At 70.9% G+C, this 22695-nt stretch carries 18 protein-coding genes; 8 read left to right on the top strand and 10 right to left on the bottom strand.

The genetic code is table 11. The features are described from left to right. From H9651_RS04765 to H9651_RS04755, 3 genes are all read right to left on the bottom strand, one after another. Complete coding sequence (locus H9651_RS04765) at positions 1-1140, bottom strand: serine/threonine-protein kinase (protein ID WP_191717934.1); 1140 nt, start codon at positions 1138-1140, stop codon at positions 1-3. A 119-nt stretch (positions 1141-1259) separates the two neighbouring features. Then, positions 1260-2234, bottom strand: coding sequence for an FHA domain-containing protein (locus H9651_RS14985; RefSeq protein ID WP_191717933.1), 975 nt, complete (start codon positions 2232-2234; stop codon positions 1260-1262). Between the two features lie 33 nt (positions 2235-2267). Continuing rightward, a complete protein-coding gene (locus tag H9651_RS04755; protein ID WP_318244759.1) occupies positions 2268-3845 on the bottom strand; it encodes a dolichyl-phosphate-mannose--protein mannosyltransferase in 1578 nt (525 codons plus the stop codon). A 23-nt stretch (positions 3846-3868) separates the two neighbouring features. On the opposite strand from H9651_RS04755, the gene rsmI reads away from it, so the two are divergent. Further along, positions 3869-4705: a 16S rRNA (cytidine(1402)-2'-O)-methyltransferase gene (gene rsmI / locus H9651_RS04750; RefSeq protein ID WP_191717931.1), complete on the top strand. Its 837-nt coding sequence runs from the start codon at positions 3869-3871 to the stop codon at positions 4703-4705. Here rsmI and H9651_RS04745 read toward each other — a convergent pair. From H9651_RS04745 to H9651_RS04730, 4 genes are all read right to left on the bottom strand, one after another. After that, a complete protein-coding gene (locus H9651_RS04745; protein WP_191717930.1) occupies positions 4695-5609 on the bottom strand; it encodes a sugar ABC transporter permease in 915 nt (304 codons plus the stop codon). The genes rsmI and H9651_RS04745 overlap by 11 nt on opposite strands. Next, on the bottom strand, positions 5609-7231 hold the full coding sequence (locus H9651_RS04740; protein WP_191717929.1) for an ABC transporter permease subunit: 1623 nt from the start codon (positions 7229-7231) through the stop codon (positions 5609-5611). Before H9651_RS04740 ends, H9651_RS04745 begins: the two co-directional genes overlap by 1 nt. 80 nt (positions 7232-7311) lie before the next feature. Further along, the gene (locus H9651_RS04735; protein ID WP_191717928.1) at positions 7312-8538 is read right to left on the bottom strand and encodes a sugar ABC transporter substrate-binding protein; all 1227 of its coding nucleotides are present in this window, start codon (positions 8536-8538) and stop codon (positions 7312-7314) included. Positions 8539-8643: 105 nt separating this feature from the next. Then, positions 8644-10671 (bottom strand): beta-galactosidase, encoded by a 2028-nt coding sequence (locus H9651_RS04730; RefSeq protein ID WP_191717927.1) that lies wholly within the window; start codon positions 10669-10671, stop codon positions 8644-8646. 154 nt (positions 10672-10825) lie between these two features. Between H9651_RS04730 and H9651_RS04725 the strand changes: the two genes are divergently transcribed. From H9651_RS04725 to H9651_RS04710, 4 genes are all read left to right on the top strand, one after another. Then, positions 10826-11842, top strand: a complete 1017-nt coding sequence (locus tag H9651_RS04725; RefSeq protein WP_191717926.1) for a LacI family DNA-binding transcriptional regulator — start codon at positions 10826-10828, stop codon at positions 11840-11842. Positions 11843-12202: 360 nt separating this feature from the next. Continuing rightward, positions 12203-12703: an ArsR/SmtB family transcription factor gene (locus H9651_RS04720; RefSeq protein WP_191717925.1), complete on the top strand. Its 501-nt coding sequence runs from the start codon at positions 12203-12205 to the stop codon at positions 12701-12703. A 41-nt stretch (positions 12704-12744) separates the two neighbouring features. Then, positions 12745-14322, top strand: coding sequence for a methionine--tRNA ligase (gene metG / locus H9651_RS04715; protein WP_191717924.1), 1578 nt, complete (start codon positions 12745-12747; stop codon positions 14320-14322). Then, positions 14319-15200 (top strand): TatD family hydrolase, encoded by an 882-nt coding sequence (locus tag H9651_RS04710; protein ID WP_191717923.1) that lies wholly within the window; start codon positions 14319-14321, stop codon positions 15198-15200. The genes metG and H9651_RS04710 overlap by 4 nt, the downstream gene beginning before the upstream one ends. On the opposite strand, the gene H9651_RS04705 is transcribed toward H9651_RS04710, so the two are convergent. Genes H9651_RS04705 through H9651_RS04695 form a run of 3 tightly spaced genes read right to left on the bottom strand, consistent with a single transcriptional unit; the run spans position 15179 to position 19637 of the window. Continuing rightward, positions 15179-17182, bottom strand: coding sequence for a glycosyl hydrolase (locus H9651_RS04705; protein ID WP_191717922.1), 2004 nt, complete (start codon positions 17180-17182; stop codon positions 15179-15181). The genes H9651_RS04710 and H9651_RS04705 overlap by 22 nt on opposite strands. Then, positions 17179-17910, bottom strand: coding sequence for an HlyD family efflux transporter periplasmic adaptor subunit (locus H9651_RS04700; RefSeq protein WP_191717921.1), 732 nt, complete (start codon positions 17908-17910; stop codon positions 17179-17181). The genes H9651_RS04705 and H9651_RS04700 overlap by 4 nt, the downstream gene beginning before the upstream one ends. Further along, positions 17907-19637 (bottom strand): glycosyltransferase family 2 protein, encoded by a 1731-nt coding sequence (locus H9651_RS04695; protein ID WP_191717920.1) that lies wholly within the window; start codon positions 19635-19637, stop codon positions 17907-17909. Before H9651_RS04695 ends, H9651_RS04700 begins: the two co-directional genes overlap by 4 nt. A gap of 196 nt (positions 19638-19833) precedes the next feature. Between H9651_RS04695 and rsmA the strand changes: the two genes are divergently transcribed. From rsmA to H9651_RS04680, 3 genes are read left to right on the top strand one after another with little or no spacing between them, the layout of a single operon-like run. Then, positions 19834-20688, top strand: a complete 855-nt coding sequence (gene rsmA, locus H9651_RS04690) for a 16S rRNA (adenine(1518)-N(6)/adenine(1519)-N(6))-dimethyltransferase RsmA (protein WP_191717919.1) — start codon at positions 19834-19836, stop codon at positions 20686-20688. Between the two features lie 9 nt (positions 20689-20697). Beyond that, complete coding sequence (locus H9651_RS04685; protein ID WP_191717918.1) at positions 20698-21762, top strand: aldo/keto reductase; 1065 nt, start codon at positions 20698-20700, stop codon at positions 21760-21762. Beyond that, a complete protein-coding gene (locus tag H9651_RS04680) occupies positions 21759-22691 on the top strand; it encodes a 4-(cytidine 5'-diphospho)-2-C-methyl-D-erythritol kinase (RefSeq protein ID WP_191717917.1) in 933 nt (310 codons plus the stop codon). Before H9651_RS04685 ends, H9651_RS04680 begins: the two co-directional genes overlap by 4 nt. The last annotated feature ends 4 nt before the right edge of the window (positions 22692-22695 follow it).

Here is a 22695-nt window from a genome sequence, read left to right as displayed (position 1 = left end):
TCAGCCCCCGCCGGTCAGCAGCAGGATGCCGGTCACCGCGGCTCCGGCGACGAGCACGGCGGCGGAGGCGAGCAGCACGACGCGCGCGGAGACACCGGCGCGACGTCGCGGCTGGGCGCCGGCGAGCACCGTGCCCTCGGTGCGGCTGCGGCGCTGGGGAGTGACCCGGGGTGGCCGGCGCGACACGCGCTCGACGCTCGGACGCACCGGTCCGCGGGCGAGGTCGTCCTGGAAGTCGATCGCGGTGCCCGCCATCGCCCACTCGTCCACCGCGACATCCAGCGCCGTGTGGGGCAGGCCCAGATCGTGCTGCACGAGCTGCAGCTCGTGGGCGAACTCGGCGGCCGTGACGTGCCGAGCGGCGGGGTCCTTGCTCATCGACCGGGCGAGGACCGCCTCGAGCCGGGCGGGCACGTCCGGACGGCCGATCGGGGTGTACGCGGCCTTGCGGATGCGGGCCTTCAGCTGATCCCGCGAATTCTGGCCGCTGCCGGCCCGTTCGAAGGGGCTGCGTCCCGCCAGCAGGGAGTACACCGTCGCTCCCAGCCCCCAGATCTCCGCGGGGATCGAGCCTGAGACCCGCTCGTCGACGATCTCGGGCGCGCTCCAGGGCACGCTCATCGCGAAGACCTCGTCGGCGCCGGCGCGACCGTTCACGGCTGCGGCGATGCCGAAGTCACTGAGCACGGGGGAGCCGAACGCGGTGACGAGGATGTTCGACGGCTTGATGTCGCGGTGCAGCAGGCCCGAGCGGTGCGCCGTCTCCAGCGCCGAGGCGATCTTCACCGCCACCTGCAGCACCTCTGCCACCGGCATCACCTCGCGCCGGTAGCGGTTGGTCAGCGACGTCGGGCAGTACTCCATGACGAGGTAGGGCCTACCGTCGGCCGAGATGCTCGCCTCGAAGATGGTGAGGATCGACGGATGCGAACTCAGCCGCGCCATCACGTCGGCTTCGGCGTTGAACATGCGCAGCAGGCCCTCGTCGACGATGTCCTCCAGCAGCACCTTGACCGCGACGGGGCGACGGGGCAGGTTCTGCTCGAACAGGAACACGTCGGCGAAACCGCCGGTACCGAGCGGGCGCACGTAGGTGAAACCGGCGAGCACGGGGGGTGCAGACGGGAGTCTGTTCGCCATCGCTCACCTCACCTACGCGGAAGTCGACGGGGGAGGGTGCGACGGTGCTGGACCCCCCGGAATCCAGCATTCTTAGAAGTTTCTCACACAGCGGCGGCAGCCGAAATCAGGATCCGACCTCACTGCGCCGCATGGAACCGCGCGACATTCCCGTCCCCGATGTCCAGGGTCGCTCCCTCGGTCAGGCGGGCGGTGGCGCCGCCGCGCAGCAGCATCGCCGAGCCGTCGGCGTGTCGCACCACCGTGCCGTTGGTCGAATCGAGGTCGCGCACCAGCAGTTGGTCGCCGTCGAGGCGCAGTTCCAGGTGGGTGCCCGAGACTTCGCGTCGCGGCGACGACAGCGCCGCGAGCCGAGCACCCGGGTGCGCGGCCGGCTGCGGGGCCCGTCCGAGCACGACCGGGAGGTCGAGTTCGAGCACGCGCCCGCCGGCGAGGGTGAGCACGAACCGGCGCGTCGGCTGCTGCGGACCGCGGCGTCGCACGGTGCCGAGCCGCGTGTGGTCATCGGTGATGCCGGCGACCATCTCCGCCAGTGCGTCGCGGTCCATCGCCGTCGTGGTCAGGGGGTCGTCGTCGAGGCCCGCCGCCCATGCGGGCATTTCGGCCGCCGGCGCCGCCGAGGTGCGCGGCGGTGCGGCGGCGACGGGCATGGAGCCCCACTGCAGTCGGTCGGCGCGGACGACGCCGCGGCCGAGCGGCAGCTGCGCACCTGTCGGTCCACCCGCGAGGGTCAGGGTGATGCTCGACACGTGCTGGGCCGCCCCCTCCACCCACGTGCCGACGCCGGGGCCTGCGAGGGTGCTGGTCTCGGGCCCGTGCACCTGGGCCACGGCCGTCCCCCGCACGGCGACGCTCACCGAACTCGTGCGCGCATCGACGAGTTCGACGAGCGCGAAGTCGGGCAGGTGCTCGATGCCGCGGGCGGCCAGCGCCGACAGGACGTCTTCCAGGGCGGCATCGCCCCCGGAGAGGATCTCCCACAGCTCCAGCGCGAACCGGTCACCGACCTCGGCCGCGAGCACGAGCAGAAAGCGGTCGGCGACCATCGCGAAGCCGGCCGCATCCGTCTCGGACGGCACGTTGTAGGTGAACACGGATCCACCCTACGGGGGTGCGGACCCGACCCGTCAGATCCACCCCGGCATCCAGTTGTGCAGGCGCCAGAAGTCGTACGGCACGCTCATCGCCGTGACGAGCGGGTACCAGAACGCCGAGACCAGCACGGCGACGATGAGGAACACCGCCACGACGCGGCGCCCGGCGAGGCGGCGCGTCGGATCGGCCTCCGCCGGATCCGCGAGCGCCTGCAGGGCGAGGACGAGGGCCAGCAGCACGAACGGCAGGATGACGACCGTGTAGAACTGGAAGATCGTGCGCTCGGGGTAGAACAGCCATGGCACATAGGTCGCCGCGATGCCGGTGAGCACGAACGCCGCCTGCCACGACCGGGTCATGATGAAGCGGTAGACGAGGAACAGCACGGCGGCGGTGCCCGCCCACCACACCAGCGGGTTCGGCATGCTGTAGACCACCGCCATGCAGCCGTTCGCCGCGGCGCAGCCCGCCTCGCCGTCGGCGGTGCGTTCGGCGAACATCGACGTCGGCCGCAGCAGCAGCGGCCACTGCCAGGCGGGGCTCGCGTAGCCGTGGGGCGAGGCCATGCCGGCAGCCGAGGCGTACATGCCCTCGTGGTAGTGCCACAGGTTCTGCAGCGGCAGCGGCACCCATGCCCACACGCCGGTCGCCGGCGACGCGTCGACCGTGTGGCGACCGTATCCGCCGTCGGTGACGAGCCAGCCGGTCCACGACGCGAGGTACACCGCCGCCCCGACCGGCACCAGCAGCACGAACGCCGCGGCTCCCTGGCGCACGGCATCCACCGGCCACTGCCACACGCCCAGGCGCCGCCGCGTGAGGGCATCGGTCACGACGGCGTAGATCCCGATCGCGGCGAGCACCCACGCGCCCGACCATTTCACCGCCGCCGCGGCACCGGCGGCGGTACCGGCGGCCACGAGCCACGGCCGGTTCCACAGCACCGGACCCCACGTGAGCGGACCGCCGTCACCGCGGGCGGTGACCACCGCCGCCAGACGGTCCAGGTGCCCCCGGCGGTCCAGCAGCGCGAACCAGAACGCCAGCAGCACGAAGAGCATGAGCGGCGTGTCCAGCAGCGCCACCCGGCTCATCGAGATCGCGAGACCGTCGACGGCCATGAGTCCCGAGGCGACCGCGGCGAACACGAGCGAGTCGGTGAGCGCACGGGCCACGAAGTACAGCACGAGCACGGCGGCGGTGCCCGCCAGCGCCACGCCGATGCGCCAGCCGACCGGCGAGTCAGGACCCAGCAGAGCCATCCCCGCACCGATGATCCACTTGCCCAGCGGCGGGTGGATCACATAGCTGCCCACCGAGGTGAACGTGTCGGTGTCGCCGGCGGCGAAGCCGGTATCGGCATCCTCGGGCCAGGTGGCCGGGTAGCCGAGGTTCCACTGGCTCCAGCCGTCCTTCACGTAGTACGTCTCGTCGAAGACGATCTCGTGGGGGTGGCCGAGGTTCCACAGCCGCAGGATGCCGGCGATGACGGTGATCACCAGCGGCACGATCCAGCCGAGCCGACGCCGCAGCCGGTCGTCGCCGGCGATGCGGGTCGACACCCGGTCGTACCACGTCGGCACCGTGGGAAGCAGTGGCTCGGCGGTCACGCACACCACCTTATGCTGGCTCGATGATCATCCTCGCGGCCACCCCGATCGGCAATCTGGGCGACGCCTCGCGGCGCCTGGTCGAAGCGCTCGAGACGGCGACGGTGATCGCCGCGGAGGACACCCGCACCACGCAGCGCCTGCTCGCCGCGCTCGGCGTCGCCAACCGGCCACGCCTCATCGCGCTGCACGACCACAACGAGAAGGCTCGGGCGGGGGAGCTGGCCGAGCTCGCCCGCGACCAGGACCTGCTGGTGCTCAGCGACGCCGGCATGCCGACCGTCAGCGACCCCGGGTTCGGTCTCGTGTCGGCTGCAGTGGCGCTCGGCGTGACGGTCACCGCGATTCCGGGCCCGAGCGCCGTGCTGACGGCGCTGGCGGTGTCGGGGCTGCCCACCGACCGCTTCACGTTCGAGGGCTTCGCGCCGCGCAAGGCGGGGGAGCGGCGGTCGTTCTTCGGGGCGCTGGCGGCGGAGTCGCGCACGATGGTGTTCTTCGAGGCGCCCTCGCGGCTGGCGACCACGCTCGCCGCGATGGCGGTGGCGTTCGGGTCCGATCGCCCCGCCGCCGTGTGCCGTGAGCTCACGAAACTGCATGAAGAGGTGGTCCGCGACGAGCTCGCCGCCCTCGCCACGTGGGCGGAGGGCGGCGTGCGGGGCGAGATCGTGGTCGTTGTGGGCGGAGCGCCGGCACGGGCCGCCGACCCCGAGGATGCGCTGTCGCGTGTGCTGGAGCTCGTGGCCGACGGGGTGCGGCTGAAGGATGCCGCGGGCCAGGTGGCCGCGGCATCCGGTCTGCCCTCGCGCGACCTCTACGCTGCGGCGCTCCAGGCGCGCCGCAGCGCCGACGTCACCCCTTGACGGCCCCGGCGGTCAGGCCGCCGACGATGAAGCGCTGCAGCGACAGGAACAGCACGAGCACGGGGATCGAGGCGAGCACCGCGCCGGCGGCGAACAGTCCCCAGTTCGACGAGAGCTGGTTCGAGACCCACTGGTACATGCCGACGGCGAGGGTCCACTGATCCTCGGAGACCAGCACGATCTTGGCGATGATGAAGTCCGCGAAGGCCGAGATGAAGGCCAGCAGCGCCACGACCGCGAGGATCGGGGTCACGAGCGGGATGATCAGCCGCCAGAAGATCTGCGCGTGCGTGGCGCCGTCGATCTTCGCCGACTCGTCGATCTCCACCGGGATGGTGTTGAAGAACCCGTACATGAGGAACGTGTTGGTGCCGAGCGCGCCGCCGAGGTAGACGCAGATGAGCGCGATCTTGGAGTTGAGCCCCAGCGCGGGGATGACTTCGCCCAGCGTCAGCAGCATGAGGAAGATCGCGACGAACGCGAGCGCCTGCGGGAACATCTGCACGATGAGGAGCGTCGTGAGTCCCACCCGACGGCCGGAGAAGCGGAAGCGCGAGAACGCGTACGCGGCGGCGGCGCCCATGATCACCGCGCCGACCGAGGAGACGCCCGCGACCAGGAGGGTGTTACCCGCCCAGGACCAGTACTTCGTCTCGGCCAGCGCCGCGTAGTTGGACAGGTCGAACGCGCTGAAGAGGGCATTGGCCGCAGACAGGCTGCCGCGCGGGTTGAACGACGCCGACAGCACGTACACCAGCGGGAAGCACGCGTAGAAGACGATCGCGAGGGCGACGAGGTACTTCCACCCCACCTCGACGAACCAGCGCCGACGGTGGCCGCGGCGACGCTCGTCGGCGACGCGTGTGGCGGTGGTGGGAACAGCCTGCTCGGTCGTGGTGGACATCACTGGTACTCCTCGAGCTTGCGGGTCTGCCGGAAGGCGAGTGCGGAGATCGCGCCGACGATGACGAAGATGATGATCGACAGGGCGCTCGCCAGGCCGTAGTCGGCGGAGCCGCCCGAGATGCCGGCGATGTCGTAGATCGCCGAGATGAGGATGTCGGTGGCGCCGAGCGCGTACGGTGCCCCGGGTATGGCGGGACCACCCTCATTGAACATGTAGATGATCGTGAAGTTGTTGAAGCTGAACGCGAAGGACGAGATCAGCAGCGGCGCGGTCGACACCAGCAGCAGTGGGAGGACGATCGAACGGAACTTGCGGAACCGGCCCGCCCCGTCCAGCGACGCGGCCTCGAGGGTGTCCTCGGGCAGTGCCTGCAGGGCGCCCGTGCACACCAGGAACCAGTACGGGTAGCTGAGCCACAGGTTCACCCAGAGCACCGCCAGTCGCGCGAGCCACGGGTCGCCGAGCCAGTTGATCTCGGCGCCGAAGAAGAACAGGTCGTTGATCACGCCGAACTCGGCGTTGAACATCCCGCGGAACAGCAGCGCCGACATGAAGGCGGGGAAGGCGTACGGGAGGATGAACAGCGTACGCAGCCACTTGCGCGCCCGCACCCGCGGGTCGTTGAAGATGAGGGCGAACAGCAGGCCCACGCCGAAGCTCAGCCCGACCGAGAGGATCGCGAAGGCGAAGGTCCAGCCGGCCACCATGAGCAGGGGCTGCACGAGACGCGGTTCGGTGAACAGGCGCAGGAAGTTGTCGAAGCCGACGTTGACATACCAGCCGGTGGTGAGCGAGCTGCCGTCCTCGGCGACGAAGCTGCCTCGGTCGTTCGCGGTGTACACCGTGCCCGTGGTGGTGTCGGTGATGGTCTCGGCGGTCTCGTCCCACACCAGCGTCGACTCATAGACGGCGCCCGTCGTGCCCTCGCGGGTGCGGATCGAGCCGTCGTTCGGGTCGTCGGAGACGGGCACGCGCAGGCTCTGCACCGTCTGCTGCAGCGTCGAGTCGGTGAGGAGGTCCGCGCGGGGGACGACATTCCAGCCCGGGACCTCGGTGGGCGCTCCCGACTGGCCGATGACGGCGTCGTCGGACTCGGCGAGCGGCTCGTCGGCGTCACCGACGAACACCTCCCCGTCGTCGACGATGGCGAAGCCGTACTCGCCGCCGCGCTCGACGATCGTGAGCGGGTAGGTGTCCGAGCCCTCCACGCGGCGCTCGCCCTGGATCAGGGCGGCATTGACCGCCTGCTCCTGGGTGCCGATGTGACCGCTGCCGTAGTTGGTGAAGGCGATGTAGGCGGTGTAGGCGAAGATGAACACCTGGAACAGCAGCAGGAAGATGAGGCCCGGCAGCAGGTACTTCAGCGGCAGCGCCTTCTTCGTGAAGTACACCACGTTGGCGATCACCAGCAGCAGCACCGACACCGAGAGGATCAGCCACGATTCGGCGCGCACCGCGCTGATGGCCGCCATGATGCCGAAGGCGTTGACGACCGCCATCAGCAGCAGCTTGACGACGAACCCCCAGCCCATGCCGCGCCAGTTGCGGGCGTGTGACTCGGATTTCGGGCTGAGGGTGTGCGGCGCCTCGGTGGCGACGTCTTCCTGCGGGACCGACATGTGCTCCTCCTGCATCGGGGGCTCGCGTGAGCGAGGGGGTGCGGGGCGGGAGGGAAGAACCCTCCCGCCCCGCGGGGGTGTCAGCCGATGGCTGCTTCGACGTCCGTGACCATCTGGTTCCACGTCGACACGGGGTCGGCGCCACCGATGATCTGCACCTGCGCGGCGTTCCACAGGTCCCAGACCGAACCCATCTCGGGGATGGAGGGCATGGGCACACCGTTCTGCGACGATGCCACGAAGCCGCCGATGATCGGGTCGCTGGAGACCTCTGCGGCCAGTTCGCTCCACGCGGGGATGCGCGGGTCAGCCTCGTAGAGGGCCTGCTGCGCGTCGGCGGTGGCGAGGTAGTTCACCAGGAACTCCTGTGCCAGCAGCGCGTTCTCGCTCTGCGAGCTCAGGTAGAAGCCCTGCACGCCCACGAACGGAGCCGCGGTCTCGCCGCCGGCGGACGGGATCGGGTTGACAGCGACGTTGACGCCATCGGCGGTCAGCGCCTCGATCGCCCACGGGCCCTGAACCGTGTACGCGGCCTGGCCGGACGCGAACAGCTCGTTGTTGGTGTCGTAGTCGATCGTCGTCGAGATGTAGCCGGTGCCGTTGGTGCCGTTCGCACCGAGCCAGCTGGCGAACGCCTCGCCGGGCGCGCCGCCCATGCCGACCTCGGTCGTGTACGAGCCGCTGTCGTCCTGCTGGAAGACCGGGGCGCCGAACGACGTCTGGAAGCCGTACATCGTGTACGCGTCACCGGTCTGGCCGGCGGTGTTGATGACGATCGGGCGCTCAGCGCCGGCAGCCTGCGCGGCGGCGACCATGTCGTCCCACGTGGCCGGAGCCTCTTCGCCGACCAGGTCGGTGTTCTGGACGAGTGCGATCGTCTCCAGCGAGTACGGCAGTGCGTAGAGCTGACCGTCGTAGGTCATGGCGTCGATCGCGACCTGCTCGAACGAGTCGGCCTTGTCCGCGAGGTCCACGGTGTCCACCACACCGGCGGCCACGAGGGCACCCAGCCAGTCGTGAGCGCCGATCGTGATGTCGGGGCCCTCACCGGTGGGGACCTGCGCGATGAAGTCGGCGCGGATGTCCTCGAAGTTCTTCTGCACCAGCTCGATCTTCGCGCCGGTCTCCTCCTCGAACGCGGCCGCAGCGGCCTCGATCGCGGGCTCGCGGTTCTCGTCCGTCCAGACGGTCAGGACGGCTCCCGAGCCCTCGCTGGTTTCCGCCTCTTCGGTGCTGCCGCCGGCGCAGCCGGCGAGCAGGACGGCAGTCGACGCGATAGCGACGATGCCGATTCCCATCTTGCGCATGGATTTTCCTTCCGTGGGGTGGTCGATCCTGCGGGCCTCTGATGAGGTCGCGCCCTTACGACCGATGGTGGGTGTTGGGCCGGTCGGCCGCAACGGGTACATCTGTCAGACCTGCTCCTGTGGTGCGGTGCGCCGTGAGCGGATGACGGCGACGTCGCCACCGGCAAGGCTCAGCCTGCCGGTGACCTCCGTCTGCGTCAGCAGGTCGTGCCCCTCGAGGGAGAGTGTCACGGCGTCGGTCGTGTGGTTGATGGCGACGACGAACTCGACGTCGTCGTCGCGGCGGCGGCGGACGATCTCGACGCCGGCGGGCGCCTCGGCGGGGGCGAGCCCCGCGTCGGCGTAGATGTTGGTCATGATCGCGGCCAGTCCCGCGGCATCCGGGCGGGTGCTCACGTACCAGCCTGCGCCCGCGCCGTGCTGATTGCGGGTGACCGCTGCTTCCCCGGCTGCCGGGCCGTCGACGTACGTCGCACGCACCTCGGCCCCGACGAGCACCAGGTCCTCCTGCCACACGTCGGCGCGGAGGGTCTGGCCGTTCCAGGAGATGTCGCCGGTGGTGCCTTCGCGCAGCGGCAGGTGCTCCTCGACGCGCACGCCCAGGGCGGGCTCGAGCGGCGTGCCGAAGCCGCCGGCGTGCACCGCGTCGTGCTCATCGACCACGGCCGAGAAGAACGACACCACGAGGGTGCCGCCGTCGTGGACGTAGCGGTTGAGGTTGTCCGCGTCGGCGAGGCTCAGCATGTACTGCGCGGGGGCGATGACGAGCTTGTAACCGGAGAGGTCCTGGCCGGGCAGGGCGAAGTCGACGGTGATGCCGTCGCGCCACAGCTGCTCGTAGTAGGCGCGGATGCGCTCGTCGTGGCCGACGTCTTCGGACGGGCGCCATTCCAGGTCCTGCGCCCAGAACGACTCGAAGTCCCAGAGGATGGCGACATCGGCGTGCACGCGCGAGCCGCGCACCTCCTCGAGGCGGTCGAGCTTGGCGCCGAGATCGACGACCTCGCGCCAGACGCGGGATTCGGTGCCGGCATGCGGGAGCATCGCGGAGTGGAACTTCTCGGCGCCCGAGCGCGAGGCCCGCCACTGGAAGAAGAGGATGGCGTCGGCGCCGCGGCCGAGGTGCGCCAGCGAGTTGCGGGCCATCTCACCGGGGCGCTTGGCGACGTTGCGCGGCTGCCAGTTCACCGCAGAGGTGGAGTGCTCCATGAGGATCCACGGCTTGCCGCCGCCGACCGAGCGGGTGAGGTCGGCGGCGATGGCCAGGCCGATCTCGCCCTCTTCGTCGGCCGCCCACAGGTAGTGGTCGTCCGAGACGATGTCGACTTCGCGCGCCCAGGCCCACAGGTCGCAGCCGTTGTGCTGGTTGGCCATGAAGTTGGTCGTGATGGGCCGGTCGCTGTGCGCGCGGATCGCGTCGCGCTCGGCGATGAAGCAGGCGCGCAGCTGGTGGTCGGTGAAGCGTGCGTAGTCCAGGCGCTGGGCGGGGTTGACCGTCGAGGGCGCGGCGGCCGGGGCGCCGACGTGTTCCCAGGCGGTGTAGTGCTGACCCCAGAAGGCGGTGCCCCACGCGGCGTTGAGTGCGTCGAGGGAGCCGTACCGCTCCTGCAGCCACAGCCGCCATTCGCGCACGGCGTGGGGCGAGTAGTCCTCGCCGACCGGGACGCCGTACTCGTTGTGCACGTGCCAGAGCACGACGGCGGGGTGGTTGCCGTAGCGCTTGGCCAGCTCGGTGGTGATGCGCACCGCGGCCTCGCGGTAGGCCGGTGCGGAGTGCGACGCCATGCCGCGGGCGCCGAAACCGAGGGTCACGCCGTCGCGGGTGACGACGCGGGCGTCGGGGTGTGCGGCGAAGAACCACGCCGGGGGGGAGGCGGTCGGGGTGCCCATGTCGACCCGGATGCCGTTCTCGTGCAGCAGCTCCACGACCTCGTCCATCCAGGTGAAGTCGAACTCGCCCTCGGCCGTCTCCAGCAGCGCCCACGCGAAGATCCCGATGCTGACGAGGTTCACGCCCGCCTCGCGCATGAGGGTGACGTCTTCACGCCAGGTCTCACGCGACCACTGCTCGGGGGTGTAGTCACCGCCGTAGGCGATGCCGTCGATATCGGGCCAACGGGGGGTCGAGGTCATCGAACTCTTCCTCGGATTCAGGGGACCGTTTCGTCTTCTGTGACCGGTCCCAGGTGGTGATGACAGCCTACGTCCTCGACGTGGGTGGTGCAGGTCGCGTTATCGAACTGTGACCGGTCACGGCGTGCGTCGGGCGGGAGTAAAGTCACTCGATGTGGGGGATCTCAAAGATGGTCGCCGCCGACCGACGATCCGCGACGTCGCGGCGGCCGCAGGCGTGTCGCGGGGCACCGTCTCGCGCGTCATCAACGGTGGGCACTGGGTGTCACCCGACGCGCGCGCAGCGGTGGAGGATGCCATCACCCGCACCGGATACACCGCCAATCATGCCGCCCGGAGCCTCGCCACCGGACGGTCGAGTTCGTTGGCCTTCCTGCTGACGGAGCCCCAGCAGCTGCTGTTCGCCGACCCGACCTTCGCCCTGCTGCTGCGGGGGGCGACCGAGGCGCTCGCGCAGCGATCGATGACTCTCGTGCTGCTCGTGGCCGACACCGCCGCCGAGCGGGCCAACGTCGAGCACTACGTGCGCGCCGGCCACGTCGACGGTGTGCTGCTGATCTCGTCGCATGAATCCGACCCGCTCCTGGCCTCGCTCATCGAGGCGGGCGTACCGACGGTGTGCACCGGTGTGCCGCTGGGGCACCGCATGTACGTGCCGACCGTCTCGGTGGACGAGACGGAGTCCGCCCGCGTCATGACCCGTCATCTCATCGATCGCGGCCACCAGAAGATCGCCGTCATCACCGGCCCCGACGACACCTCGGGGGGCCGCTATCGGCTGGTCGGCTTCCGCGAGGAGATGGGTGACCGGTTCGACCCCGACCTCGTCGAGCAGGATGTCTACTCGAGCGAGGCGGGCGCGGCCGCGATGACCCGGCTGCTGGAGCGCGCGCCCGACATCGACGCCGTGTTCGCGGCATCCGATGTCATGGCCGTCGGGGCGATCGCCGCGGCCCGCCGTGCCGGACGCCGCGTGCCCGAAGATCTCGCCGTCGCCGGCTTCGACGATTCCGGTCTCGCCGAGACACACGACCCGCCGCTGACGACGATGCGCCAGCCCTGGGGCCAGATCAGCAGCGCGATGGTGGAGATACTGATCGACGTGATCAACGGCGTGCCCCGGACGGACCTCGTGCTGCCGACGACCCTCATCGTGCGCGAGAGCGCCTGACCCCGCGCCGCCCGCCCGCCCGCCCGGGTGCTTGCCCGCCCCCGGTCGCCGAGGCGAGGGGGCATCGTTCCTCTCGATTCCGCACGTGAGTTCCCGCTCACACGCACCGCAACGCCGCCGCCGCTCGCATCTTCGGGCGCGATCCCGATCCAGACGGACTCGCGGGTATCGCCCTGTGAGTTCCCGCTCACACAGCTCACGGGCCCGCGGCTCTCGCTGTGTGAGCGGGAAGTCACATGCGCAATCGAGAAAGTGTCTGCGCTCACGACCGAGCGGGCGGCGCCCCGCACACGGCACACGGCACACACCGGGCGGGGTCGCGGTGGCGGCGGTGTCGGACGCGGTGCGTAACGTGCGCCCATGGACCGCTACAAGCGCACGATCGACCCGTTCGAAGCCATGGCCGAGCCGGTGCGGCGGCGGCTCGTCGAGGTGCTGGCCGACGGCGAGCACACCGCCGGTCAGCTCGCCGCGGTCGTCGGTGCGGAATTCCGCATCAGCCGCACCGCGGTCTCCAAACATCTGCGGATGCTGCGCGATGCCGGCTTCGTCGACGTGCGCGGCGACTTCCAATGGCGCTGGTACTACCTGACCCGCGACGGGCTCGGTTCGCTCGAGGCGGCGGTCGAGCGGCTGCGCCAGAAGATGACGGGCGGCATCGGGTGGGACAGCGATCTACGGGCGAAGCGCGACCCGCTCGCCGGGCCCGGCTACGACGGTCGACCGGTGCCACGCAAGGGACCGGGGCGTGCTCCGGCGCGGGGAACACGCGGCCACCAGACCCTCCGGCCGGAGGCGAGCGACCCCGAAGCGGGACTGTATCCGGTGTTCCCGGTGGTCGAAGCGATGCCGCCGCCGTAACGGGCGGCATCCGGCCCGCCGGCCCCGCCTAGAATCGACGGGTGACTTCAGGCCGCTCCTTCTACATCACGACGCCGATCTACTACCCGAGCGACGTGCCCCACATCGGCCACGGCTACACCACCGTGGCGGTGGACACCCTCGCGCGCTGGCACCGCCAGTCGGGCGACGACACCTGGATGCTCACCGGCACCGATGAGCACGGCCAGAAGATGCTGCGTGCCGCCGCCGCCAACGGCGTCACCCCGCAGCAGTGGGTGGACAAGCTCGTCACCGAGTCGTGGTTCCCCCTGCTGGAGACCCTCGACGTCGCCAACGACGACTTCATCCGCACGACCCAGGACCGCCACGAGCGCAACGTCCAGGCGTTCTTCCAGACCCTCTACGACCGCGGCTACATCTACGCCGGCGAGTACGAGGCCCTGTACTGCGTGGGCTGCGAGGAGTTCAAGCCCGAATCCGAGATCGTCGACGGCACCGGCGCCTTCGAAGGCCTCAAGGTCTGCGCCATCCACTCCAAGCCGCTCGAGCTGCTCCAGGAGAAGAACTACTTCTTCAAGCTCAGCGAGTTCCAGGACAAGCTGCTCGCGCTCTACCAGGACGTCCCCGACTTCGTGCGCCCCGACTCGGCCCGCAACGAAGTCATCTCGTTCGTCAAGAACGGACTCAAGGACCTCTCCATCTCGCGGTCGACCTTCGACTGGGGAATCGGCGTCCCGTGGGACGAGTCCCACGTCATCTACGTGTGGGTCGACGCCCTGCTGAACTACGCCACCGCCGTCGGCTACGGCAGCGACCCCGAGCAGTTCGAGCGCCGTTGGCCGGCCTACCACGTCGTGGGCAAGGACATCCTGCGGTTCCACGCCGTCATCTGGCCCGCCATGCTCATGGCCGCCGGCGTCGAGGTGCCGCGCGGCGTCTTCGCGCACGGCTGGCTGCTGGTCGGCGGCGAGAAGATGTCCAAGTCCAAGCTCACCGGCATCGCCCCGTCGGAGATCACCGACGTCTTCGGATCCGACGCATACCGGTTCTACTTCCTCTCTGCCATCGCCTTCGGTCAGGACGGCTCGTTCTCGTGGGAGGACCTCTCCGCCCGCTACCAGGCCGAACTCGCCAACGGCTTCGGCAACCTCGCCTCCCGCACGGTCGCGATGATCGAGCGGTACTTCGAGGGCATCGTCCCGCCCGCCGGCGACGAAACCGAAGCCGAGCACCGCATCCAGCGCACCGTCGCCGACGCGGCAGCGGCCGCGGATGCCGCCATGGAGCGTTTCCGCCCCGACGAGGCCATCGCCGCGATCTGGACGATCGTCGACGCGCTGAACCTCTACATCACCGAGAACGAGCCCTGGGCGCTGGCGAAGGACGACGCCCAGCGCGAGCGCCTGGGCACCGTGCTGTACACCGCAGCCGAAGGGCTGCGCGCCCTCACCGTGCTGCTGTCGCCGGTCATGCCGCATGCCACCGGCATCCTCTGGGACGCCCTCGGCGCCGCGGCCACGCTGGGCGCGCTGCAGGACCAGCCGATCCGTGACGCCGGCGTCTGGGGGCAGCTGCCCGCCGGGGCCTCGGTCAGCGGCCTCGCGCCACTGTTCCCCCGCGTCGAACAGAGCGCATGACCGACCCCAGCCAGTACGTCCGGCAGCGGGAGAAGGGCGCGCGCGACGTCAGTTACCCGCCCGCCCCCGAGCCGCTGGCCGTCGCGGTCTACGACAACCACGCCCACCTCGAGATCGAGGATGGTGAAGTCGGGCTCAGCCTCGACGAGCAGCTGACGCGCGCGGGCGACGTCGGCGTGCTCGGTGTCGTGCAGGCCGGTGGTGACATCGACTCCAGCCGATGGTCGGCGTGGGCCGCCGCGTCGCACCCGCGCGTGCTCGCGGCCGTCGCCATCCACCCCAACGAAGCACCGGCGTATGCCGAACGGGGCATGCTGGCCGAGGCCATCGCCGTGATCGACGAGCTCGCCGCCCAGCCGCGCGTGCGGGCGATCGGCGAGACGGGCCTCGACTTCTTCCGCACGGGGCCCGAGGGGCAACCCGCCCAGTACGAGAGCTTCGAGGCGCACATCGCCCTCGCCAAGCGTCACGGCATCGCCATGCAGATCCACGATCGCGAGGCCCACGACGAGGTGCTGGCGACGCTGCGCCGCGTCGGCGCCCCCGAGCGCACCGTCTTCCACTGCTTCTCGGGCGACGCCGACATGGCGCGCATCGCCGCCGACGCCGGCTACTACCTGTCGTTCGCCGGCAACGTGACGTTCAAGAATGCCCAGAACCTGCGCGACGCGCTCGCGGTGACCCCGCGCGAGCGCATCCTGGTCGAGACCGACGCGCCGTTCCTCACGCCGGTGCCGTACCGGGGGCGTCCCAACGCGCCGTACCTGATCCCTGCGACGGTGCGGTTTCTGGCCGCACAGCTCGAGGTCGACCTCGACGAGCTGTGCGCCCAGCTGGCCGCCAACACCCTCGCCGTCTACGGGTCCTTCGAGGACTGAGCCGCCGCCGCCAGCCACGCGAGCATGACGGACTTCGAGGTGCCGCCGTCGACTTCCGGCAGCGTCGCGAGCGCCGCCGCGGCGGCGGTGCGCTGCGCGTCCCCGGCGAGCGCCGAGTACATCAGCACGTACTCGCCGAGCGGTCCCGTGAGCGCGGTCGGCCCCGCGTCGGCGACATTCGCCGCGACACGCTGCGGATCCGCACCGAGATAGTCCAGCGCGACCGGGGTCAACGGCAGCAGCTGGATGCCGAGGATCGCGCTCGGTTCCGGGGAGAACCACGTCGCGTAGTCGCGCTTGCCACCCCAGGTGAGCGAGACGATCGTGTGCGCGAAGCCGTCGGCGAGGGTCGCGGGGTCGGGCTCGAGCCATCTCGCCCGCGCGGCGGCGACCTCGGCCGACAGCAGCCACGTGGCCGTCGCCTCGACGGCGGCGTCGTCACGCGCGCTCGCCCACTGTGCCAGGCCGTCCCACGCCGCCACCGCCTCGGAGCTGGACTCCTGGTTGTTGCCGTCGGCGAAGGGGGACAGGCCCGACGCCCACGAGTGACCGCGGTACGGGTCGAACACCCGCAGCGGGGGGAGCAGGTCCCCGCCGCTGCCGGCGATGTCGGCGGCCAGGGCATCCATCACGTCCTGCAGCGGTTCGAGCTTGTCCGGCTGCGCGGCCACGAGCGCCGCGGCCGCGCTGAGGTAGTACCCGTAGTGGAAGTGGTGGTCGTTGCCTTCCTCCGCCCCGAATGTGGGCGCCCTTCCGACGACCATGCGCAGCGCATCGTCGTACACGAAGCAGCGGGTGTCGCGTCGCGTGCAGCCGTCGGTCTCGGCCCACGGTGCCAACTCCTGCCACAGGCGGTCGGCGACGCGCGAGACGAGATCTGCGTCGCCCACCTCGCGCGCGAGGGTGAGCAGTGCGCCGAGCCGGGCCAGCGCCTTGCCGCCGTGATAGGTGTCGGCAGGCAGGGCGGGGGTGGCGGCCAGGTCCGCGGCGATCTGGGTGGCGATCGTGCCGAGCGTGGCGTCGTCGGCAGCGCTCAGGTCGAACGATGCGCGCGCGGCCACCGCCGGCACCGACCATTCGAGCTCGGTTCCCGCGCACGCCACCGCGTCGCCGTACGCGGTGCGGAACGTGCCGAGCCCGCACGCCGCGGCATCCGCCTCGTGCCCGGGGAACGGCACGAGCACCGTGCTCTCGGTGCCGGTGTAGGTCAGCCGGGTCGAGGATGTGTCGGTCCCCGTGTCGATCTCGACCGCGACCCCGCTGACGGGGGCGTCGAGGGCGTCCGCCCACTGCGCGAGGTCGGCGCCGTCCGGCAGCGCGAACCACAGCGCGTGCGCGCCGGCAGGAACCGTCAGCGCGCTGCCCGACCAGGTCGCGTCGGGGGAGACGACCCCGAACGTGGTCTCATCGGCGGTCGCCGTCCAGAGGCCGTCTCCGGCGGGTTCCAGTGTGACCGCGGGCGTCAGGTCCGTCGCGCGGGCGGCGGTGAAGCCCACCACGGGGGAGCCCTCCGCGATCGTCACGTCGCCGACCGCGTCGCCGCCGTCCCACCACCGCAGGGTGACCGAGACGGCATCGACACGCACGGCTTCGAACCGATCAGCCGGCATTCCCACCTGCAGCCCACCGGCGAACGACGCCGCGATGGTCTGCGCGGTCGCCGACACCTGCGGCAGGTCCACCGTGAAGCCGGCGTCGGCCGCAGCGAACGCCAGCGGGAAGGGGTACACCGGCTGCGGCGTGGCACCGAAGACCAGCCCGGAGTACCAGCGGTTCGTCGGCGGGACCACGCCGTCCGCGAGCCGCGGCGGCGCGAGGCCCTCTGCGACCCGCTCGACCGGCAGTGCGGATACGGTCGCTGCGGATGCCGCTTCGGGCGCCCACGGCTGCGACACGGGCTGCCCCGGCGGCTCGGCGGTGCACCCCGCGGTCGCGAGCACCGCGGCCGCCAGCAGCACCGTCGCTCCGCGCCGGCGGTTCACAGGCCGACCTTCTGCAGCAGATCACGCAGCGCATCGCCGACGCCGGCGAGCGGGCCGTCGTCGCGCAGCTGCAGGGTGACCTGAACGGGCGTCCCCGCTTGGAAGAGACCCGTCGCCGCCTGGGCCGAGAGCTCGGCGCTGGTGATGCGCAGTGTCGACTTCGCCTGCCCCTGCTCGGTCGCCACCTCGATGCCGGTCACATCCCCACCCAGCACCGACTGGTTGGGCAGCAGCACCTCGACGTCGCTGCCCTGCTCGATGCGCGCGTAGTCGCGCGGTGACAGCAGGAACTCCGCCTCGACGAACAGCGTGGCGTCCTGGTCGACGCTCGCCAGCACGCTGCCGGCCTGCGCGAATCCGCCCTGCGGCACGGTCACGTCCCGCACGGTGCCGTCGACGGTCGCGAGGATCGTGGAGGTCCCGTCCTGGGTGACACTGGCCGCGAGCACCGCGTCGGTCATCTGCCCGGTGGCGATGTCGCGCTGCAGCTGGAGGCTGCGCACATCGAACAGCGGCTGCCCGGCGGCGACCTCGTCGCCCACCTCGACGTACTGCCGGGTGACGATGCCGCCGTAATCGGTCCCCACCGGATAGGTCTGCGCGACGATCGTCGCGCTCGTGGACAGCACGCGATGCTGGCGCTGGTTGAACACGACCGTGCAGGCGGCCACCACGGCCAGGACCAGCAGGATGCCACCGGCGAGCTTCAGCCGGTTCGCCCACGTCATCGGTCGCCCCCGACGGGGAGGAGCTCGGCGTCCGACGCAACCGGCACCGGCTCGGGGATCGCCGCCGCGGGCGGCCGGGCGACGACCGTCAGTGTGGCGGTCGCGGCGGGAGGCGTGACGGCCTCCCCGCGCACCGGCGGGTGCGCCAGCACGTGGGCCTCGCGCAGCGCGGTGACGACGAACGCCCCGAGGATCAGGGTGTTCGTGGCGTTCCAGGCGGTGGCGAGCGTGAACACCCCGTTGTCGACGTCGCGCCAGACCGCCACGACCGTCGTCAGCGCCAGGAACAGGAAGAAGAGCGTCTGCGGAATGATGAAGTTGAACGGCGACCGGCGGGTGGCGGAGCCGGTGACGTGCCAGCCCACATCCCTTCCGACGAGGGCGTTCCACAGGGCCTTGGTGTAGATCGGGAACGACACCGTCGCGAGGGTCAGCGTCTCCCAGCGGAACGAGCCGACGGCGAACCACGCGAGCAGGATCTGCATGACGTAGAAGCCCGCGTAGTACAGCGCCCAGGTGAACACCGTGGTCTCGAGCGTCATCGGGCGCAGGTCGAAGTAGATCTCCAGCGGCGGCACCAGGAGCAGCAGCAGCGGACAGATGCCGGCGAGGTAGAACGTCGCCGTGACGAGGTACTGGATGCGCTGGTCGGTCGTGAGGGTGCGGCGCCTGCTCAGCGGATTGTGGTGCAGCAGGATCTCGAACCCGCCGGTCGCCCAGCGCAGCTGCTGCTTGCTGTACGCCTCGATGGTCTCGGGCGCGTCGCCGACGGCGAGCGCGTCGGGGAGGAACACCGAGCGCCAGCCTCGCTCGTGCAGCAGCAGCGCCGTCCACACGTCCTCCGACTTGGAATCGGTGTGGATGCCGCCGATCTCGTCGACCGCGCGGCGGCGGAACACCACGTTCGTGCCGACGCAGAACGCCGCGTTGAACCGGTTGCGGCCCGGCTGGATGAAGCGGTAGAACACCGTCTGCATGTAGGCCGCGCCTCGGGCGACGACCGTGTCGAGGTTGCCGTAGACCTGCGGCGTCTGGACGAACGCGACGTCGTCGTGGACGAAGATCGGCATGGTCTCGAGCAGGAACCGGGGCGACGGCACGAAGTCGGCGTCGAAGATGGCGAAGAACCCGCCCTTGGCCAGCAGCAGGGCGTGGTTGATGTTGCCGGCTTTCGCGCCGTGGGAGCTCAGCCGGCGCACGTACCGCGCGCCCAGCTCCGCGGCCAGGGCGCGCACGTCGTCGGACTTGCCGTCGTCGAGCACCCAGGTGTGGTGGGCGCCCCGCAGGGCGACCGCCGCGGTGACCGTCCGGCGCACCGTCGCAAGCTCCTCGCCGTAGACCGTGACGAACACGTCGATCTGCACGGGCGCCCCTCGCAGATGCACGGTGTCGTCCCCGCGCGCCAGGCGTGGGAGCAGTCGTGCGGCGGCGGCGTGAACGGCGAAGTCCCGCGGGTCGCGTCCGCTGGAGAGGATGGTCCACATCGACAGCAGCGCGTGCAGCACGAGGACGCACTCGGCCACCAGCACCATGACGTACGGCAGCAGGTCGCCGCGACTGTCCGGTGCCAGCAGGAAGCCGGCGTAGGCCAGCACGCCGAGCGTCGCGATGACCACGAGCAGCATCATCACGGGCGTCGGCTGCCCGCCCGTCCCCGTGGGTTCGCGCTGTGCGGCGCGCCGGCCGTTGCGTGTGGCTGGATTGCGTGTGGCTGGATTGCGTGTCATGGGGTCCCCTCCCGATGCACTGGCGTACTCCACCCGCAGCGCCGTCGGCACGCATGGATTCTTCCCCGGCATTCCGCCATGGCCCCCAGAGCCCGGAATGTGCTGTCCATCCTGCGCCCGTCGCGCGACGGGGGCGTTCCGATGATGTGAACGGTGGATGACGAGTGGCTGGATGCCGACTCGGTACTGTTGATGCATGCCGGTGACCCTCCTCGGCGCGGCAGAGATCCGCGCGCTCGCAGCCGAACTCGACGTCACCCCCACGAAGAAGCTCGGACAGAACTTCGTCGTCGATGCCAACACGGTGCGCAAGATCGTGCAGGTCGCCGGCGTCGCACCCGGCGACACCGTGGTCGAGGTCGGGCCCGGGCTCGGGTCGCTGACCCTCGCGATCCTCGAAGCCGGCGCGAGGGTGACCGCGGTGGAGATCGACCACCGCCTCGCCGCGCGCCTGCCCGCCACCGCCGCCGCCCACGGCGTGCCCGACGGCGCGCTGACCGTGGTCGACGCCGATGCGCTGCGGGTGACCGAGCTCGCCGGCGACCCGCAGGTGCTCGTGGCGAACCTGCCGTACAACGTCAGCGTCCCGGTGCTGCTGCACTTCCTCGAGACGTTCGACCACCTCGACCGGGGCGTGGTGATGGTGCAGGCCGAGGTGGGGGAGCGCCTGGCGGCATCCCCCCGCACGAAGGCGTACGGCGGGCCCAGCGTCAAGGCCGCCTGGTACGGCCCGTGGCGGCTGGCGGGCACCGTGTCGCGCCAGGTCTTCTGGCCGGTGCCCAATGTCGACAGCGTGCTGGTCGGCTTCCGCCGCGACCCCGAGCCCCGCGGCACCGAGGCGGAGCGTCGTCGCACCTTCGAGATCGTGGATGCCGCCTTCGGCCAGCGCCGCAAGATGCTGCGCCAGGCGCTCGCGGGCGTGCTGGGCGGCACGGCCGCCGAGGCATCCGCCGTGCTCGAGGCTGCGGGGGTCGCTCCCACCGCCCGCGGCGAGGAACTACGGGTCGAGGACTTCCTGCGCATCGCACGCGCCGCCCCCCTCTCGCAGTAGCGTGGGTGGGTGACAGATTCCCCTCGAGCCAAACCCACCGTCGCCGACCTGCACCGGCCGTACACGGCCGCCGATGAACGCTACGGGTCGGTCGACTACCGACAGGTGGGCACGTCGGGCCTGCGTCTGCCGCCCATTTCGCTGGGGCTGTGGTGGAACTTCGGTGACAACGTGCCCTTCGATCGGCAGCGCGAGGTGCTGCGCCGCGCGTTCGACATCGGCATCACGCATTTCGACCTCGCGAACAACTACGGCCCGCCGTACGGCGCCGCCGAGACGAACTTCGGCCGCATGATGCGCGAGGACTTCGGTCGCTACCGGGGCGAGCTGATCATCTCGTCCAAGGCCGGTTACGACATGTGGCGCGGCCCCTACGGCGAGGGCGGCTCGCGCAAGTACGTGCTGGCCAGCGCAGACCAGTCGCTGCAGCGCATGAGCGTGGACTACGTCGACATCTTCTACTCCCACCGCGACGACCCGTCGGTGCCGTTGGAGGAGACCATCGGGGCGCTGGACACCCTCGTGCGTCAGGGCAAGGCCCTCTACGTCGGCATCTCCTCGTACAGTGCCGCGCGCACCGTCGAGGCCGTCGCCATCGCCCGCAGCCTCGGCACGCCGCTGGTGATCCACCAGCCCTCGTACTCCATCGTCAACCGCTGGATCGAAGACGGACTCACCGGCGCGCTCGCCCAGGAGGGGCTGGGAGCCATCGCGTTCTCTCCGCTCGGCCAGGGCGTGCTCACCGACAAGTACCTCGGCGACCGCAAGGCCGAGCGTTCCATCGACCGCTGGTCGCTGCCGCGCGACACGGTGTCGGAGAAGGCCCGTGGGCGCCTCCTGGGCCTCGACGCGATCGCGAAGGAACGCGGGCAGACCCTCGCTCAGATGGCGCTGCAGTGGGTGCTGCGCGACGGCGTGGTGGCCTCGGCGCTCATCGGGGCGTCCCGGCCGGAGCAGCTGGATGAGAACCTCGCCGCCGTCGGCGGCCCCGCCTTCGACACCGAGGAGCTGGAGCGCATCGACGCCCTGTCCGACGGCATCGAGGTCGGGCTCTGGGAGTCGACGGCCTCGTGACACTGGCATCCTCGCCCGACCGGGTCCACGTGCGCGCCCCGGGGAAGATCAACGTCTTCTTCGAGGTCGGCGATGTGCAGGACGACGGCTACCACGACGTGGCTTCGGTGTATCAAGCCGTCTCGGCGTACGAAGACGTCTACGCCACCCACGCCGACGGGTTCACGATCTCCGTCGACGGGGTCGTGGACGTCTCGGGCGTGCCGGTCGACGATCGCAACCTCGCCATCCGCGCGGCCCGGCTGCTGGCCCAGGAGATCGGATACCCGGGCGGGGTGCACCTGGAGATCCACAAGGCCGTGCCGGTCGCGGGTGGCATGGGCGGTGGATCGGCGGATGCCGCGGCCGCGCTCGTCGCCTGCGACGCGCTGTGGGACGGCGGGGTGACCCCGGCGCGCATGCAGCAGCTGGCCACGCGCCTCGGGGCGGACGTGCCGTTCGCGCTCATGGGCGGCACCGCCGTCGGCACCGGGCGCGGCGACCAGCTCAGTCCGGCGCTCGCGCGCGGGCGCCTGGACTGGGTGATCGCAACGACCAGGGTGGGGCTGTCGACCCCCGACGTCTACCGCGAACTCGACCGGCTGCGCGAGCGCAGCGCGCCCGACATCGCGCCGCCCCGCGGCGTGCCCGACGTCGACCCGGCCGTGCTGCAGGCCCTCCGCACCGGCGACGCGTCGGCGGTGGCTGCGGCCGTGCGCAACGACCTGCAGGATGCCGCCTTCGCGCTGCGCCCTGAACTGGCGGCGCTGCGCGACCTCGGGTGCGACAACGGCGCGCTCACGGGACTCGTATCGGGCTCAGGGCCCACCGTGGCATTCCTCGCCACCGATGCCACCGCGGCGCTGGATCTGCGGGTGACCCTCGCCGCCGCGGGCTTCGACGCCCTGACGGTGCACGGTCCGGTACCCGGAGCGCGTGTCGTCGGCTGACGGC

The sequence above is a fragment of the Microbacterium pullorum genome (assembly GCF_014836535.1).
Lineage (GTDB): Bacteria > Actinomycetota > Actinomycetes > Actinomycetales > Microbacteriaceae > Microbacterium > Microbacterium pullorum.
Note: the sequence above shows the minus strand (reverse complement) of the source record. Positions and strands in the feature narration are given on the sequence as shown.